12 protein-coding genes and 1 pseudogene are annotated in these 16,196 nt (G+C 73.5%); 10 read left to right on the top strand and 3 right to left on the bottom strand.

Going from position 1 to position 16,196, the window contains the following annotated elements:
* Positions 1-61 precede the first annotated feature (61 nt).
* From glnE to MNZ27_RS09455, 6 genes are all read left to right on the top strand, one after another.
* A complete protein-coding gene (gene glnE / locus MNZ27_RS09480; RefSeq protein ID WP_242393806.1) occupies positions 62-3,103 on the top strand; it encodes a bifunctional [glutamate--ammonia ligase]-adenylyl-L-tyrosine phosphorylase/[glutamate--ammonia-ligase] adenylyltransferase in 3,042 nt (1,013 codons plus the stop codon).
* A gap of 176 nt (positions 3,104-3,279) precedes the next feature.
* Positions 3,280-5,289: an APC family permease gene (locus MNZ27_RS09475; RefSeq protein WP_242393805.1), complete on the top strand. Its 2,010-nt coding sequence runs from the start codon at positions 3,280-3,282 to the stop codon at positions 5,287-5,289.
* 403 nt (positions 5,290-5,692) lie between these two features.
* Entirely contained in the window at positions 5,693-6,460 is a 768-nt protein-coding gene (locus tag MNZ27_RS09470) for a Fic family protein (RefSeq protein ID WP_242393804.1), read from the top strand.
* A 340-nt stretch (positions 6,461-6,800) separates the two neighbouring features.
* A complete protein-coding gene (locus tag MNZ27_RS09465; RefSeq protein ID WP_242393803.1) occupies positions 6,801-7,628 on the top strand; it encodes a deoxyribonuclease IV in 828 nt (275 codons plus the stop codon).
* Positions 7,625-8,749 (top strand): DHH family phosphoesterase, encoded by a 1,125-nt coding sequence (locus MNZ27_RS09460; RefSeq protein ID WP_242393802.1) that lies wholly within the window; start codon positions 7,625-7,627, stop codon positions 8,747-8,749. Before MNZ27_RS09465 ends, MNZ27_RS09460 begins: the two co-directional genes overlap by 4 nt.
* A gap of 97 nt (positions 8,750-8,846) precedes the next feature.
* Positions 8,847-9,983: a cysteine desulfurase family protein gene (locus tag MNZ27_RS09455; RefSeq protein ID WP_242393801.1), complete on the top strand. Its 1,137-nt coding sequence runs from the start codon at positions 8,847-8,849 to the stop codon at positions 9,981-9,983.
* A 245-nt stretch (positions 9,984-10,228) separates the two neighbouring features.
* Here MNZ27_RS09455 and MNZ27_RS09450 read toward each other — a convergent pair whose 3' ends face one another.
* Positions 10,229-11,164, bottom strand: a complete 936-nt coding sequence (locus MNZ27_RS09450; protein ID WP_242393800.1) for a serine/threonine-protein kinase — start codon at positions 11,162-11,164, stop codon at positions 10,229-10,231.
* Between the two features lie 365 nt (positions 11,165-11,529).
* Between MNZ27_RS09450 and MNZ27_RS09445 the strand changes: the two genes are divergently transcribed.
* Both MNZ27_RS09445 and MNZ27_RS09440 read left to right on the top strand, forming a co-directional pair.
* Positions 11,530-12,132, top strand: a complete 603-nt coding sequence (locus MNZ27_RS09445) for a 5-formyltetrahydrofolate cyclo-ligase (RefSeq protein ID WP_242393799.1) — start codon at positions 11,530-11,532, stop codon at positions 12,130-12,132.
* A gap of 34 nt (positions 12,133-12,166) precedes the next feature.
* Positions 12,167-12,958 (top strand): TIGR00282 family metallophosphoesterase, encoded by a 792-nt coding sequence (locus tag MNZ27_RS09440; protein ID WP_242393825.1) that lies wholly within the window; start codon positions 12,167-12,169, stop codon positions 12,956-12,958.
* Between the two features lie 143 nt (positions 12,959-13,101).
* On the opposite strand, the gene tyrS is transcribed toward MNZ27_RS09440, so the two are convergent.
* Together tyrS and MNZ27_RS23980 are read right to left on the bottom strand one after the other, a co-directional pair.
* Positions 13,102-14,364 (bottom strand): tyrosine--tRNA ligase, encoded by a 1,263-nt coding sequence (gene tyrS, locus MNZ27_RS09435; RefSeq protein ID WP_242393798.1) that lies wholly within the window; start codon positions 14,362-14,364, stop codon positions 13,102-13,104.
* A gap of 379 nt (positions 14,365-14,743) precedes the next feature.
* Positions 14,744-15,325: pseudogene (locus MNZ27_RS23980) on the bottom strand (SAM-dependent methyltransferase); the annotation flags it as partial.
* Between the two features lie 69 nt (positions 15,326-15,394).
* Between MNZ27_RS23980 and MNZ27_RS09425 the strand changes: the two are divergent.
* Positions 15,395-15,769 carry a hypothetical protein gene (locus tag MNZ27_RS09425; RefSeq protein WP_242393796.1) on the top strand — a complete coding sequence of 125 codons (375 nt, stop codon included), beginning with the start codon at positions 15,395-15,397 and terminating at the stop codon, positions 15,767-15,769.
* Between the two features lie 149 nt (positions 15,770-15,918).
* Positions 15,919-16,107: a YfhL family 4Fe-4S dicluster ferredoxin gene (locus MNZ27_RS09420; protein WP_242393795.1), complete on the top strand. Its 189-nt coding sequence runs from the start codon at positions 15,919-15,921 to the stop codon at positions 16,105-16,107.
* The last annotated feature ends 89 nt before the right edge of the window (positions 16,108-16,196 follow it).

The raw sequence follows: 16,196 nt of genomic DNA, 5'->3' as shown, positions 1-16,196 counted from the left end.
GCGACCGCGGTCCGGCGCCCACGCGGCGGGCGCGGGCGGGGCGGCGCTATGATGGCCCTCCGTGCAGACCACCTCCGTCGCCGCCCCTCGCCTCGCCGCCGTCGACCTCCGCGACCCCGCCTCCGCCGACCGCATCGCCCGGCTCGGCAAGCGCTTCCCCGCCCGCCTCGACGCGATCGTGGCGGCGTGCCGGCGCGCGCCGGACCCCGATCTCGCCCTCGCCGGCGTGGAGCGCTTCGTGGACGGCGCCGGCGCGGTCCCCGACGCGCCGGACCTCCTCGACGCGCTCGCGCTGCTCGCCGGCGCGTCGTCGATGATCCCGGCCCTCCTCGCCCGCGCCCCGCACCTCCTCTGCCGCGCCGCGCGCTCGCCCTGGCTGCTCCGCCCGCGCCCCGAGGCCGACCTGCTCCGCCTCCTCGGCCGCGCCGCCCGGCGGCTCGCGCCGGACGACGTCGCCGGCTTCCACCGGCTCCTCCGCCGGCTGCGCGCGCGCGAGGTGGTCCGGATCGCGCTGCGCGATCTGCGCCGGGCGCGGGTGAAGGAGGTCACCGCCGAGCTGTCCTCGCTCGCCACCGCGTGCCTCGACGCCGCGATCCGGTTCCACGACCGGCGGCTGCGCGCGAAGCACGGCGCGCCGGAGGGGCTCGCCGGCCGCGAGCCGGGCGCCGGCTTCTGCGTCCTCGCGATGGGCAAGCTCGGGGCGCGCGAGCTGAACTTCTCGTCGGACATCGACCTCATCTACGTCTACGACCGCGACGGCCAGACCACCGGCGAGAAGCCGCTCACGCACTTCGCCTACTACGCGAAGCTCGCCGAGCTCGTCACCGAGGCCATCGCCAAGCCGACCGAGGACGGCTTCGTCTTCCGGGTGGACCTGAACCTCCGGCCGGACGGCCAGAACGGCCCCATCGTGAACAGCGTCCGGGCGGCGGAGCTCTACTACCAGTCGTTCGGCCGCTCCTGGGAGCGCAACGCGCTCGTGAAGGCGCGCCCCGCGGCGGGCGACCTCGCGGCGGGGGACGAGCTGCTCCGGCAGCTCGAGCCGTTCATCTGGCGGCGCAGCCTCGACCTCGGCGTGCTCGAGGAGATCCAGGCGATGAAGGCGCGCATCGACGCGCGCGCCGGCGCCGAGGGCAAGGAGGACCTGAAGCTCGGCAAGGGCGGCATCCGCGAGGTGGAGTTCTTCGTGTCCGCCCTCCAGCTCCTCCACGGCGGCCGCGCCGAGGGGCACGCGCTCCGGGAGCGCGCGGTGCTGCCCGCCCTCGAGCGGCTCCTCTTCGCGGGGATCGTCCCGGCGCGCGATCGCGACGAGCTCGCGGACGCGTACCTGTTCCTGCGCCGCGCCGAGAACCACGTCCAGATGGTCGAGGGGGCCCAGACCCACCGGCTGCCGCCGTCCGGCGAGCGGCTCGGCCTCGCCCGGTCGATGGGGTACGCCGACGAGGCCGCCTTCGAGGCGGCGCTCGGCGCGCACCGCGAGAACGTGACGCGGCTCTTCGCGGGGCTCCTCGGGACCGGCGCCGAGGAGGTGAAGCTCGACCCCGAGCTGGCCCTCCTCGCCGACGCCGACGTGGAGCCGGCGCGGCGCGCGGAGATCGCGGTCCGCCGCGGGTTCTTCGATCCGGACCGGGCGATCGCGGCGCTCGACGCCATGGCCCGGCGCCCCACGCCGTTCTCGCGCCTCGGGGATCCCGTCGCCGCGGTGGGGCTCCTCTCCGACGTGCTCGGCACGCCCGATCCGGACCAGGCGCTCTCGCACCTCGCCGACTTCGCCGCCGCGCTGCGGAACCCGGGCCCCTACTTCGCGATCCTCTCCGAGCGCCGCCGGGTCGCGCGGCTCCTGCTCTCGCTCTTCGGGACCTCCGACTTCCTCTCGAAGCGCTTCCTCCGGCACCCGGAGCTCATCGACACGCTGCTCCGCGAGGACCAGGTCGTCCTCGAGAAGGGACGGGACGCGTTCCAGCGCGAGGAGGCCGAGCGGCTCGCGGCCCTGCCGGAGGGGCTCGAGCCGGACGATCTCCTCGAGCGGCAGCTCGGCGAGCTGCGCCGCTACAAGAACGAGGAGATCCTCCGGATCGCGATCCACGACATCGCGGGCACGCTCGACCTCGCGCGCATCGCCGGCCAGCTCTCCGACCTCGCCGAGGTGAGCCTCCGGGCCTGCCTCGTCCTCGCGGAGGAGGAGGCGCGGCGCAAGGGCGTCCTCCCCGCCGGGCGCCTCTGCGTCCTCGGGATGGGGAAGCTCGGCGGGCGCGAGCTCGGCTACCACTCGGACCTCGACCTCGTCTTCATCTACCCGGGCGGCGCGGGCGCGCCGGGGTTCGAGCGCTACGCGCGGCTCGCCCAGCGGTTCATGTCGTTCCTCCAGATGCCCCTGCGGGAGGGCCGCCTCTACCAGATCGACACGCGGCTGCGCCCCTCCGGGAACCAGGGCGCGCTCGTCATCGGCGCCGAGGGCTTCGCCCGCTACCACGTGGGCGAGGTGCGCGGAGGCGAGGCCGGCGCGGAGGTCACGGTGCGCAGCCAGCTCTGGGAGCGGCAGGCGCTGCTGCGCGCGCGGCACGTCGCCGGCGACGAGGCGCTGTGGCGCGAGGTCCACGACCGGGTCATCGTGCCCGCGGTCTACGGCCGCCGCGAGGACCCAGCCGCCCTCGCCGCCGAGATCCGGCGGATGCGGGAGCGGATGGAGAGCCAGGTCGCGAAGGAGGCCTCGCACGGGAAGAACCCGAAGACCGGGCGCGGCGGCCTGGTGGACGTGGAGTTCGCCGCCCAGTTCCTCCAGCTCGCGCACGGCCACGATCACCCGGAGATCCGCACCGGCTCGACGCCGGAGGCGCTCCGGCGCCTCCGCGCGGCCGGCCTCCTCCGCGAGGCCGACTTCGACGCGCTCTCGCGCGGGTACGACTTCCTGCGCCGCGTCGAGCTGCGGCTCCGGATCGTGCACGACTTCACGATCGACCACCTCCCCGGGGGCGGCCCGGCCCTCGGCCAGCTGGCCCGCCGCCTCGGCTACTACGGACCCCAGCCGGGCGACCGGTTCCTGGCCGAGTACGCCCGCGTCACCGCCGCGGTCCGCGAGGCGTTCGACGCGGTCGTGCGCTGAGCCCGGGAGGCCGACCCGCGCGCGGGGAGGTGGGCGGGGTGAAGCGCGCCCGGATTCACTTCGGGCGCGGGTGCGGGGGCAGCCCGCCCCCTTCGGACAGGTCGCCCGCCCGCTCGCCGGGGTCCGCGCCCCGCCCGGTCCCCGCGCCCCCGGACGGAGCGTCTTACGTCCAGAGGATGCGCGAGGCCCGGACCGAGCCCGGCGGCGTCCCGGGGCGGGAGCGCGGGAGGCGGCTGCGGCGCCGGCTCCTCGGCGCACCGCGCGACCTGCTCGACCCGCGGACCTACCACGCCATCTCCCTGATCGCGCTCCTCGCGTGGGTGGGGCTCGGCGCCGACGGCCTCTCCTCCTCCGCCTACGGTCCGGACGAGGCCTTCCGCGCCATCGGCAGCCACCACTTCCTCGCGCTCGCGCTCGCCGCGGCGACCGCCTTCACCGTCCTCGTCATCTCCGTCGCGTACTCGCAGATCATCGCGCGGTTCCCGTTCGGCGGCGGCGGCTACGTCGTCGCCACGCGCCTCCTCGGGCCGAAGGTGGGCGTGGTCTCCGGGGCGGCGCTCCTCGTGGACTACGTGCTCACGATCTCCGTGTCCACCGCCGCGGGCGGGGACGCGATCTGGAGCTTCCTCCCGCCGGCGGCGGCCCCGTACAAGCTCGTGGTCGAGGCCGTCGCGATCGGGGGCCTCGTGATGCTGAACCTGCGCGGCGTGCGCGAGTCGGTCACGGTCCTCGCCCCGATCTTCGCCCTGTTCCTCGTGACGCACGCGTTCCTCATCTTCGGCGCGATCGGCAGCCACCTCGGAGACGTCCCCGGCGTCGCCGCCCAGATCCACCGCGAGTGGCGCACGGCGGTCGCCACCGAGGGGCACCGCCGGATCTTCGGGATCTTCCTCCTCGCCTACTCGATGGGCGCGGGCACGTACACCGGCATCGAGGCGGTGTCGAACGGGCTCCAGATCATGCGGGAGCCGAAGGTGGCGACCGCGCGCCGGACGATGACGTACATGGCGGTGTCGCTCTCCCTCACCGCCGGCGGGCTCCTCCTCGCGTACCTGCTCTTCCACGCCGTCCCGGTGGAGGGGAAGACGATGAACGCCGTCCTGCTCGAGCGGTTCGCGGGCGGATTCACGGTCGGTGGGCTCGCGATCGGGCCCGGGTTCGTCGTCGCGACGCTGGTCATCGAGGCAGCGCTCCTCCTCGTCGCCGCCCAGGCCGGCTTCCTCGACGGCCCGCGGGTGATGGCCAACATGGCGACCGACTCCTGGCTCCCGCACCGCTTCGCCGCCCTGTCCGAGCGGCTCATCACGCAGGACGGCGTCCTGCTCATGGGGATCGCGTCGCTCGTCACGCTGCTCCTCGCGCGCGGCGACATCACGCACCTCGTGACCATGTACTCGATCAACGTCTTCGTGACGTTCTCGCTGTCGCAGGCGGCGATGCTCCGCTACTGGGCCCGGCACCGGCGGCCGGGCCGCGGGCGCGGGTTCCTCGTCCACGGCCTCGCGCTCGTCCTGTGCACCGGGATCCTCGTCGGCGTCGTCTGGGAGAAGGGGCGCCAGGGCGGCTGGGTGACGATCCTCGTGACCGGGCTCGTCATCGCGCTCTGCTTCTCGATCCGGCGCCACTACCAGTCGGTGCAGGAGAACCTGCGCCGGCTCGACGAGATCATGACCTCCTTCCCCGCCCACCCCGCCGCCGACCACGCGCCGCTCGACGCGCGCCAGCCCACGGCGGTGATGCTCGTCGGCGGGTACGCGGGGCTCGGCATCCACGCGCTCCTCACGGTCCAGCGCCTCTTCCCGGGGTTCTTCCGCAACTTCATCTTCCTGTCCGTCGGCGTGATCGACTCCGCGAGGATGAAGGGCGTCGAGGAGGTCGAGGAGGTCCGCCGCCGCACCGAGGAGTCGGTCCGGCGCTACGTGGACCTCGCGCGCCGGCTCGGCCTCGCGGCGGACTGGCGCTCGTCGGTCGCGACGGAGGCCGTCACGGAGGCGGAGCGCCTCTGCAAGGAGCTGGGGCGCGAGTACCCGCGCGCCGTGTTCTTCGCGGGGAAGCTGGTGTTCCAGCGCGAGCGCTGGTTCCAGCGGCTGCTGCACAACGAGACCGCGGTGGTGCTCCAGCGCCGGTTCCAGTTCGAGGGGCTCAACATGATGGTGCTGCCGGTGCGCGTGCTCGAGGCCGCATGAGGCCCGCGCCCCCGGACCGCGCCGCTCGCGCTCCGGTGGCCACCCACCCGGCGATCCGCCCGATCACAGCCTGTGCGGGCACCGCCTGGGCGGCCCTCGTCGTCCCGGCCAGGCGACCCACATGAGCCTACCTGCACGCTTGCGGAATTCTTCCCGGGCGGGTCTCCCAAGTGACGACCGGCGCGGCAACCGGCCGCTCGCCGATCCCGGAACAAAGCCGGGCGGTCGCTCGTTCAACTCGCGCGACAGGGCAAACTCATTGACCTAGCGCAGTCGATTCGGCTAGATTCCCCGCGTTTTTCTGGGGGCCCAGCTACAAAAATCGCGTGAAATGCCGGGGCCTTTCCCCAGGTCATCGGCGGCTGTGACCCCAGCGGTCGCAGGGCATCGAGGAGTTCGAAAGATGCGGACCCGATACGTCGACATCGACGATCGCATGGAAGATCTCGCCGACCGGCTCCGGTCGGATCCGGAGCTGGCCGAGGACTTCCTCGCCCGGTACGAGCTCTCGTGGCTGTACCACGAGAACGCCCTCGAGGGCGTCGTCTACTCCAGCCAGGAGCTCGCGACGGCCCTCGACGGCGCGCCCGTCGCCGACGCCACGTTCGTGAGCTCGCTGCAGGAGATCCGCAACCACAAGGCGGCCCTCGACGTCGCCCGCGAAGAGGCGCTCGCGAAGAAGCCGAAGCTGAACCTCACGCTGGTGAAGCGCCTCTACGAGACGCTCGGGCAGGGCATCGACGGCCGGAGCGAGGCCGAGTTCCGCAAGGACATGCCGCTCCACCGTGCGTACTTCCACGACATCGCGCAGCCCGCCCGCATCCAGCCGCTCCTCCAGAAGCTGCTCGACGCCTGCGAGACGACGGACTTCAAGGGCGCGCACCCGATCCAGCAGGCGGTGCGGCTGCACCACGGGTTCATGCAGGTGTTCCCGTTCACGGAGAACTCAGGCCGCGTCGCGCGGCTCCTCGCGAACCTCATCCTGTTCCACGCGGGGTACCGGGTCCCGGTGATCGTCCACGCGACCGACCGGCAGCGCTACTACGAGTCGCTCCGCCTCCCCGAGGCGATCCTCCGCGATCTCACGATGGAGGCGCTCGACAACGGCCTCGCCCAGGCCGAGAAGCTCTTCGCCGAGCTCCCCTCCCGCCGGCGGAAGGCGGCCCGCTAGCTTCACCGGCGGCCGCGCGGCTCCTGCCGCTCCCGGCCCGGCGGGCGGCTCCAGGCCAGCCGGGCACCGCTGCGGCCAGCCGCCGCAGCGGGCGGCCGGGGAAAATTACTCTCGGTCAGGCGGGAATCGTCCGGGCGCTCCCGCTTCGGAGGGGTCGGTGCTGCCCCATCCGGGTACAAAAACGACCGTCCGGCGGGCTGCCGAGGGGCCCGTCCGGGCGCCCGCAGGCGGCCCGCCAGCACGCAAGTCGGCGATTTTCCTTGAGTTCGCCGCACGTGACCGGCTGCCATGGCCGAGCGTGGCGGGGTAGGGCTCCGCTATTGTATAGCTACGCCCCCCTATGCTCCTTGGTGCGCACGAAGGGATCGCTGGCGGAGTCTCGAAGGCGTTCGGCCGAGCCGAGGCCGACGGCGCCGACTGCCTGCAGATCTTCACGCGCAACGCTCGGGGCTGGGCCGCGAAGCCGCTCGACGACGGGGAGGTCGAGCGCTTCCGCGGCGAGGCCCGCCGGACCGGGAAGCCGGTCGCCGCCCACTCCGCCTACCTGATCAACTGCGCGACCGCGGATCGGGAGCTCCGCAAGAAGAGCTGGGACGCCCTGGCCGACGAGCTCGAGCGCTGCGAGCGCCTCGGGGTCCGCGCCCTCATCTTCCACCCCGGGAGCCACGAGGACGTGGCGGAGGGTGCGAAACAGGTGGCGGAGGCCATGGAGCGGGCGCTCGATCGGGTACCGGGGAAGGCGCGGCTCCTCGTCGAGGCCACGGCCGGCCAGGGGACGACCCTGGGGTGGCGGTTCGAGCACCTCGCCGCGATCCGGGACGCGATCCCGCGCGGGCCGCGCCGCCGCACCGGCGTGTGCATAGACACCTGCCACGTGTTCGCCGCTGGCTACGAGATCTCGACCCGGGACGGGTACGAGCGGACGTTCGACGAGCTGGATCGCGTGATCGGCCTCGCGAACGTCCAGGCGTTCCACCTCAACGACTCGAAGAACCCGCTCGGGTGCCGGGTCGATCGGCACGAGCACATCGGCGAGGGCGCCATGGGGCTCGATCCGTTCCGCCTGCTCGTGAACGACCCCCGCTTCGCGGAGACGCCGGGGTTCGTCGAGCTGGACTCGCGCCTCAAGGAGAACATCGAGGTCCTCCGCGGCCTCGTCCGCCGATGAAGTCCAGCCTGCCCATGCGTCATGCCTCCGACGAACCGCCTCGGTCGCGGTCGCGCCCGCTCGTCCGGGCCGCGCGGATGGCGCTGTACCCTCGCTTCGCCGAGGTCACCCGCACGAAGCTCGATCGCCTCCTCCAGTACGCGCGGTCGCACGAGAAGGCGCTCATCCTCACCCACGACAACCCCGACCCCGACTCCATCGCGGCGGGCGTCGCCCTCGCCTACCTCCTCGAGAAGCTCGCCGGCGTCCACGCCATCGTCGCGTACGGCGGCATCGTCGGCCGCGCCGAGAACCGCGCGCTCGTGAAGGTGCTGAAGCTCCCGGTGGTCCCGGTCTCGCGGGTGGTGTTCGACGACTACGACCTCATCTGCATGGTCGACACCCAGCCGGAGCAGGGGAACCACTCGCTCCCGGCGCGCCACTTCCCCGACGTCGTGATCGACCACCACCCGGAGCGCCCGGACTCGCACCTCGCCCCCATCGCCGACGTGGGCGGGCCCATCGGCGCCACCTCCACCGTGGTGGCCGGGTACTTCCGCGCGAGCGGGCTCGAGGTCCCGCCGCCGGTCGCCACCGCGCTCTTCTACGGGATCAAGGCCGACACCCGCGACCTCGGCCGCCAGACGACGCGCCCGGACGTGGACGCGTACCTCTGGCTCTTCCCCATGACGGACAAGGAGGCGCTCGCGGAGATCGAGCACCCGACCCTCCCGACCGACTACTTCCGGCTCTACCACACGGCGATCGAGCGGGCGGTCGTGTACGGGGACGCGGTGGTGTGCGACCTCGCCGAGATCTACGCGCCGGACATGGTGGCGGAGGTCGCGGAGCGCTTCATGTCCCTCGAGGGCATGCGCTGGTCGCTCGCGTTCGGCCGGTACGAGGACGACCTCTACTTCTCGATCCGCACGAACGACCGCCGCATGAACGCGGGGCGGCTCATCCGCGACGTCATCGAGGCGAAGGGCGGCTCGGCGGGCGGCCACGGCACCATGGCCGGCGCGCGCCTCCCGGTGAAGGGCCTGAGCGCCGCCGCGCTGAGGCGGCTCGAGGAGGAGCTCGTGAAGGACTTCCTCGACGCCTTCGGCATGAAGGGGCGCAAGGGGAAGAAGATGGTTTGAGGTCCCCGGGCCTCGTGACCCGCGGGCGTCGGGGTGCTGCCGGGGCGCGCGCGTCCTCCCGATCCCCGCGCCGGCTCGATCCTCAGGCGGTGCAGCCGTGATCTACCTCGACCACAACGCCATCACCCCGATGCGCCCGGAGGCGATCGCCGCCGTCCGCGCCGCGCTCGACGTGTTCGGCAACCCCAGCTCGGTCCACCAGGCGGGCCGGGCGGCGCGGGACCTCCTCGACGGCGCGCGGGCCCGGGTGGCGGCGGCCATCGGCGCGGCGCCGGGCGAGATCGTGTTCACGTCCGGCGCGACGGAGGCCGCGGCGCTCGCCATCCGCGGCACCCTCGCCCGCTCCCCCGCGGGGCGGCGGCGCCTGGTCGTCACCGCCGTCGAGCACCCCTGCGTCCTCTCCCTCGCCCGCGCGCTCGAGCGGGAGGGCACCCCGCTCACCGTCGTACCGGTGGACCGCCGGGGGCTCGTGGATCCGGACGCGTTCGCGGCGGCGCTCGGCCCGGACGTCGCCCTCGCCGCGACGATGCGCGCGAACAACGAGACCGGCGTGATCCTGCCCGTGCCGGAGCTCGCCCGCGCGGCCCGGGAGCGGGGCGTCCCGCTGCTCTGCGACGTGGTGCAGGCGGTGGGGAAGATCGCGGTCGACGTGCGCACGCTCGGGGCCGAGCTCGCGTTCCTCACCGGGCAGAAGTTCGGGGGCCCGCGCGGCGCCGGCGCGCTCTGGGTCGCGAACGGCTACCCCCTCGCGCCGATCTTCGGCGGCGAGCAGGAGCGGGGCCGTCGCGCGGGGACCGAGAACCTGCCCGGCATCGCCGGCCTCGCCGCCGCGCTCGAGCTCGCCGTCGGGGCTCGGCCCGCCGAGGAGCAGCGGATCGCGGCGCTGCGCGATCGGCTCGAGGAAGGGCTCCTCGCGGCGGTGCCGCGGGCGCGGGTGAACGGCGCCGGGGCGCCGCGGCTCCCCGGGACGCTCTCGATCACCCTCGAGGGCTGCGACGCCGAGGCGCTCCTCATCGCGATGGATCTCGAGGGCGTGTGCGCGAGCGCCGGGTCGGCCTGCCACTCCGGCTCGACCAGCCCCTCGGGCGTGCTCCTCGCCCTCGGCCTCTCCGAGGCCGAGGCGCGCTCCACCCTCCGGCTCAGCCTCGGCTGGACCACCACCGCCGACGAGATCGAGGCCGCGCTCCGGCTCGTTCCGCCGCTCGTCGAGCGCGTGCGGAGGGAGATCCGGTGACCCATCGTCCCGCTCGACGCGGACGGCCGTCCACCGTGCGCGTCACCGTCACCGGCCTCTCCGTGAGCCGGGTCCCGGATTCCGTGGCCCGTGGCCGCATCCCCGTGCTCCGGCGGTGAACGCACCCGTGACGGAGTCGGAGGACGGGCCACGGGAGGCGGCGAGGCGGGCACGGGTCATCGGTCACGGTGACGGATCACGGACACGGTGACCGGCCCGCGCCGGCACGCGGCCTGGCGGCCGCCTCACCCCGCCCCGAACAGCCCGCGCACGACCGCGGCGATCGCGAGCGGGGTCCCGATCGACGGGTCGTAGCGCGTCGCGATCTCCGCGGCGAGCGCCTCGGCCGTCGGGAAGCGCCAGGAGGGATCCTTCGCGAGGCAGCGGAGCACCAGCGCGTCGAGCTCGAAGGGGAGCTCGGGCCGGAGCTGGGACGGGGCGCGGAGGACGCCGCCGAGGATCTTCTGACCGACAGCGTTCACGTCGGCGCCCGGGAAGGCCGGCGCGTTGGTGAGCAGCTCGAACAGGACGGCCCCGAGCGCGAAGATGTCGCTCGCCGTCGTCGGCCGCTCGCCGCGGATCTGCTCCGGCGCGAGGTAGTGGATCTTCCCGAGCGCGCCGCCGGGCGACGCCGCGGCGCCGCCGGCGACGGCCACGCCGAAGTCGCCGAGCTTGATCTCGCCGAGGCGCGAGATGAACACGTTCGACGGCGACACGTCGCAGTGGACGAGCCGCAGGGGCGCCCCCGCCGCGTCGCGACCGGCGTGCGCGTACGCGAGCGCGGTGGCGAGCACGTGGGCGACGTACGCCGCGAAGTCCACCGGGAGCAGGATCCCGCGCGCCGCGCATTGGGCGAGGATCTGCTTCAGGTTTCGCCCGTCCACGTACTCCATCACGATGAACGGGGTGTCGCCCGCGAAGCCGGTCTCGAGCACCTCCACGATGGCCGGGTGGCGGAGCCGCCGCGTGGTCTCCGCCTCGCGCTCGAACAGCGCCACGTACGCAGCGTCGCGCGCCAGGTCGGGCTTCAGGCGCTTCACCGCCACGGTGCGCCCCGCGTCGGGGCCGGCCCGCACCACCGCGCGGTACACCTCCGCCATGCCGCCCTTCCCGATGAGGGCCTCGAGCGAGTAGCGGGAGAGGTCGTTACGCACGAGCGGTCGGGCCCCCTGGAGGCGCACCCTTGTACCACCTTCTGCCCCCTCCCCCCGAACCCCGAAGAATCGCCGCCTCGCTTGACAGCGTCCGGCCGGGGCCCTAGGATCGAATCGTAAAAAGACCGCGTACTTACGCGGACTTGAGCTCTTTCTACACGTCGATCTGCCCCCTGCCGAGCTCGTGATTGGGCCCCGCGTCGTTTGGGCCGACTTTGTCCAAAGCGGAGCGCCCGGCCACGTCCATGAGCAAGCTCCCAGCCTCGAGGGAGAAGCCTACGGACGCTGGTGCATCGGGTGCCCCACCTGTAGAAATACAGGTCCAAGCAACCGGGCCACACGGTTCACGCGGGGGGCTCTTTTTTGCCCGCCCGGCGGCGAGAAGGGGCGCGTTGACGAGCGGCGGCGGGACCACGGCAGGCGACGCGAAGCGCGCGCTCCGCTCGGAGGTCCTCGCGCGGCGCGCGCGGCTCACCCAGGCCGAGCGCGCCGAGGGATCGCACGCCATCGCCGAGCGGGTGGAGCAGGTCGCCACCCTTCGTCATGCCCGGCTGGTGGCGCTCTACGCGCCCCTCGGGACCGAGGTGGACACCGGCGAGATCGGGCGGCTGATCCTCGGCCGCGGCGGGAAGGTCGCGTACCCGCGCTCGGTGAACGGCGACCGGCGGCTCGAGTTCTGCCTCTGCGCGCCAGCGGAGCTGGTCCAGGGGCCGCTCGGCGCCCGGGAGCCGCCGCCGGACGCGCCGGCGATCGACCTGGCGGACGTGGACTGCGTGGTCGTCCCCGGCGTCGCGTTCTCGGTGGACGGGCACCGGCTCGGGCGAGGCGGCGGCTACTACGACGCGACCCTCGAGGCGATGCCGCGCGCGGCGCGCGTCGGCGTCGCGTTCGAGGTGCAGCTCGTCGCTTCCCTCCCGCGCGAGCCCCACGACGCCGCGCTCGACGCGCTGGTCACGGAGGCCCGCGCCCTCGCGTTCTCCCGAGAATCCCGTTGACGCGGGGCGGGCCCGCGGGACAGATCCGGTGACCTTGAAGATCCTCTTCCTCGGCGACGTCTTCGGAAAGCCCGGCCGGCAGGCCGTGCAGCGGCTCGTGCCGCGCCTCATCGGGCGGGAGAAGCTCGACCTCGTGATCGCGAACGCGGAGAACTCCGCCGCCGGTGCGGGCGTGACGCCCGACTCGGCGGAGGAGCTCCTCGCCGCGGAGGTGGACCTGCTCACGAGCGGGAACCACATCTGGTCGAAGCGCGAGATCGTGCCGTACCTGGAGCGGCCCGGCGCGCGGCTGCTCCGCCCCGCCAACTACCCGCGCGGCGCCCCTGGGCGCGGGCGGGGCATCGCGTCCACGCCCGACGGGCGGCGGCTCGGGGTGGTGAACCTCGAGGGGCGCGTCTTCATGAAGACGCTCGACGATCCGTTCCGCGCGGCGGAGGAGGAGATCGCCGCGCTCCGGGCGGAGGGCGTCACGGCGATCCTCGTGGACATGCACTGTGAGGCGACGAGCGAGAAGGGGGCCATGGGCTGCTTCCTCGACGGCCGTGTCTCGGCCGTGCTCGGCACCCATACCCACGTGCAGACCGCCGACGCCCGGATCCTGCCCGGCGGCACCGCCTTCGTCACCGACGTCGGCATGTGCGGCCCCCGCGACTCCGTGATCGGCGTGAGCAAGGACCTCGTCCTCGAGCGGTTCCTCACCCAGCGCCCGGTCCGGTTCGAGCCGGCCCGGCACGACGTGTGGCTGCAGGGGGCGATCGTGGAGATCGATGACGCGACCGGGCGGGCGCGCTCCATCGAGCGGGTGCAGGAGCGGCTCGAGGAGTAGCCCCGGTCGCCCTGGGCGTCGGGCCCGCGAGGCGGCCCAAAGGCGACGGCCGGACGCGACGGCCGGGTGGAGTCGGACGGCGTGCAGCGCGGGGAAGAACGGCCTGCCCCCGCGCAGAGGCAGGCCGCCCTCCGCCCTCGCCATCAGCCCACGACCAGCATCGCGTGGTTCCGCTTGCCCTTCTGGAGCATCACGAACTCGCCGTGGAGCAGGTCGGCCGTCCCGAGCGACCGCTCGGGCGCCGCGATCACCTCGCCGTTCACCAGGAAGCCCTTCCCCTGGATGCCGCGGCGGGCGTCGCCCTTCGAGGTGGCGAGCCCCGCCCGCACCAGCGCGTCGAGGACCGAGAGCCCGTCGAGCTCGCCGCGCGCGAGCCGCACGACCGGCAGCTCCGCCGAGAGGACCCGCAGCACCTCCGCGCCGGCGGCGCGGAGCTCGGTGCCGCCGAAGAGCAGCCGGCTCGCCTCGACCACGCTCCGCACCGCGGCCGCGCCGTGGACCCGCGCCGTCACGTCCTCGGCGAGGCGCCGCTGCGCGGGGCGCTTGCCGGGATCGCGCGCCTGCTCGGCGAGGAGCGCCGAGATCTCCTCGAGCGGGAGGAAGGTGAAGAACCGGAGCAGCCGCTCGACGTCGCGGTCGTCGGTGTTGAGCCAGAACTGGAAGAACTTGTACGGCGAGGTCCGGGCCGGGTCGAGCCACACCGCGCCGCCCTCGCTCTTGCCGAACTTCGTGCCCGCCGCGGTGGTGAGCAACGGGAAGGTGAGGCCGTGGACGCTCGCCCCGTCCTTGCGGGAGACGAGCTCGGCGCCGGCGGTGATGTTCCCCCACTGGTCGCTGCCGCCCATCTGCAGCTCGCAGCGCTCCGTCTTCCACAGGTGCCAGAAGTCGTAGGCCTGGATGAGCTGGTACGAGAACTCGGTGAAGGAGATGCCGGCCTCCATCCGCTGCTTCACGGAGTCCTTCCCGAGCATGTAGTTCACGGTGAAGTGCTTGCCGACGTCGCGCAGGAACGTCATCAGGCCGAGCGGCCGGAGCCAGTCGGCGTTGTTCCGCACGCGCGCCCCGTTGGCGCCCTCGAACGAGACGAAGCGCTCGAGCTGCGCGCGGATGGCGGCGACGTTCCGGTCGATCTCCTCGACCGAGAGCACCGGCCGCTCGGTGCGCTTGCCGGAGGGATCGCCCACCATCCCGGTGCCGCCCCCGACCAGCACGATGGGCGTGCCGCCGGAGCGCTGCAGCCAGGCGAGCGCCATCACCGCGAGCAGGTGGCCGACGTGCAGGGAGTCCGCGGTGGGATCGAAGCCGACGTACCCGACGAGCGGGCCCTGGGCGAGCCGTTCCGGCAGGCCGGGGGTGGAGTCGTGGATGAGGCCGCGGGCGGTGAGGTCTTCGAGGAGCGTGGACATGAGGGCCGGTAGCTTAACGGATCTCCCGGCCGAGGGAGCCGCCTCCTGCGCGAGCGGTCGGCTGCCTTCACCGCCGGGCGCGGGAAGGGGGCGCGGACTTCGGGTGCGGGCGCCGGCGCGGGGCGAGCGGCCTCTTGGCCGCTGAGGCCTTCGCAGCGGGAGCCTTCGCACCGGGCTTCGCACCAAGAGCCATCGTGGCGGGAGCCTTGGTGGCGGGAGCCTTCGTGGCGGAAGCCTTCGTGGCCGGAGCCTTCGCGGCCGGAGCCTTCGCAGCGGGACCCTTCGCGGCGGTCGGCTTCGCTGCGCGTTCTGCTGGCGCGGGCGAGGTCGGGGGCGCGGCGGCCGGCGCCGGAGCCGGCGCGGCGACGCGGTACCCCTTCCCGACCACGTACACCTCGTAGGACGCCTCCCGGGTCGCCTCCGGCCGCACCACGTGGATGGACTCGAACCGCGCCTGGACCTCCCGCTTCAGCACCGGGAAGTCGCCGCCCACGAACACCTTCGCGACGAAGGCGCCGCCGGGGAGGAGCGTCCGCTCCGCCACCGACAGCGCCATCCGCACGAGCTCGAGCGAGCGCGCCTCGTCGGTCATCTTGATGCCGATGGTCTTCGGCGCCATGTCGCTCGTGACCAGGCGGAAGCGGCCCGGGTGGAGCGCGCGGATCTTCTCGAGCGCGTCGGGCGCGAGGAGATCCACGATCGCGGTCCGGACCCAGGGCTTGCCCAGGTGCCGGACCGGCTCGAGGTCCACGCCCACCGCGACGCCCCGCTCGCCGACCGCCTCGGCCAGGATCTGGAGGAAGCCGCCAGGCGCGGCGCCGAGGTCCAGGACCGCGTCGCCGTGAGCCAGGAGCCGGTGACGGTGCAGGATCTCCTCGATCTTGAACGCGGAGCGGGCCCGCAGGCCGGCCTTCTTGGCCTTGCGGAAGTAGAAATCCTTGGGGTCGTAGGGCTTGGCCATTCCTGCTCCATTGCCGGAGCTCCCCGGCCGCGGGTATCCTGCGCCCTGGCGCAGAGCAGTCAAGCCGACATGACCCGAGACCGGATCGCCCTGCTCTGCCTCGCGCTCGCCGTCGGCGGCGCGGCGCTGGCGCTGCACGCCTCGACCCGGATCCGCTCCGAGGAGCGCACCCTGGCGGCGCTCACGGCCGAGAGCCGGGCGGCGGGTCGATCCTTCGTGGAGACGCTCCAGGGCGAGCACGCCGAGCGGCAGAAGCTCCTCTTCGAGCAGCGGCGCCGGTCCGCCCTCGCCCTCGCCGCGGCGCGGCGCGACCGGCTCCTGGGCGTGCTGCTCCTCGGCGCGTCCGCGCTCGCCGCCGGCGCACTCAAGGTGATGCACCGGCTCGCCGTCGAGGTCGCCGCGGTGGACGCCGCGGCGGCGGATCGCGGACCGCCGCGGTCTTGATGAGGACCGGTCCCGTCCGGGATCGTTGACCGGAACGGTCCTATTTCGTTGAAGATTTTTGGCGTGGGCACCTTGACTCCCCGGGCCGGGAGATCGGATAAGTCGCTCCACCCGAAGCCCAAGCGGCTCGAACGAGAGGACAACGGAACATGGCCCTGAAGATCACCGAGGAGTGCATCAACTGCGGCGCCTGCGAGCCCGAGTGCCCGAACCAGGCGATCAGCCAGGGTGACGACACCTACGTCATCGACGCCGGCAAGTGCACCGAGTGCAAGGGCCAGAACGACACGCCCGCCTGCGCTGGGGTCTGCCCGGTCGACTGCTGCCAGAAGGTGTAGTTCGCAGGACGCCGCGCGCGAGGGGCTCCGCGCCCCGGAACACGTCGCAGCGGCGAGATGTTGAGTAGACGGCGGCCCGGGGCCGCCGT

This window comes from Anaeromyxobacter oryzisoli (assembly GCF_022690765.1).
In the GTDB taxonomy this organism is placed as follows: domain Bacteria; phylum Myxococcota; class Myxococcia; order Myxococcales; family Anaeromyxobacteraceae; genus Anaeromyxobacter; species Anaeromyxobacter oryzisoli.
Note: the sequence above shows the minus strand (reverse complement) of the source record. Positions and strands in the feature narration are given on the sequence as shown.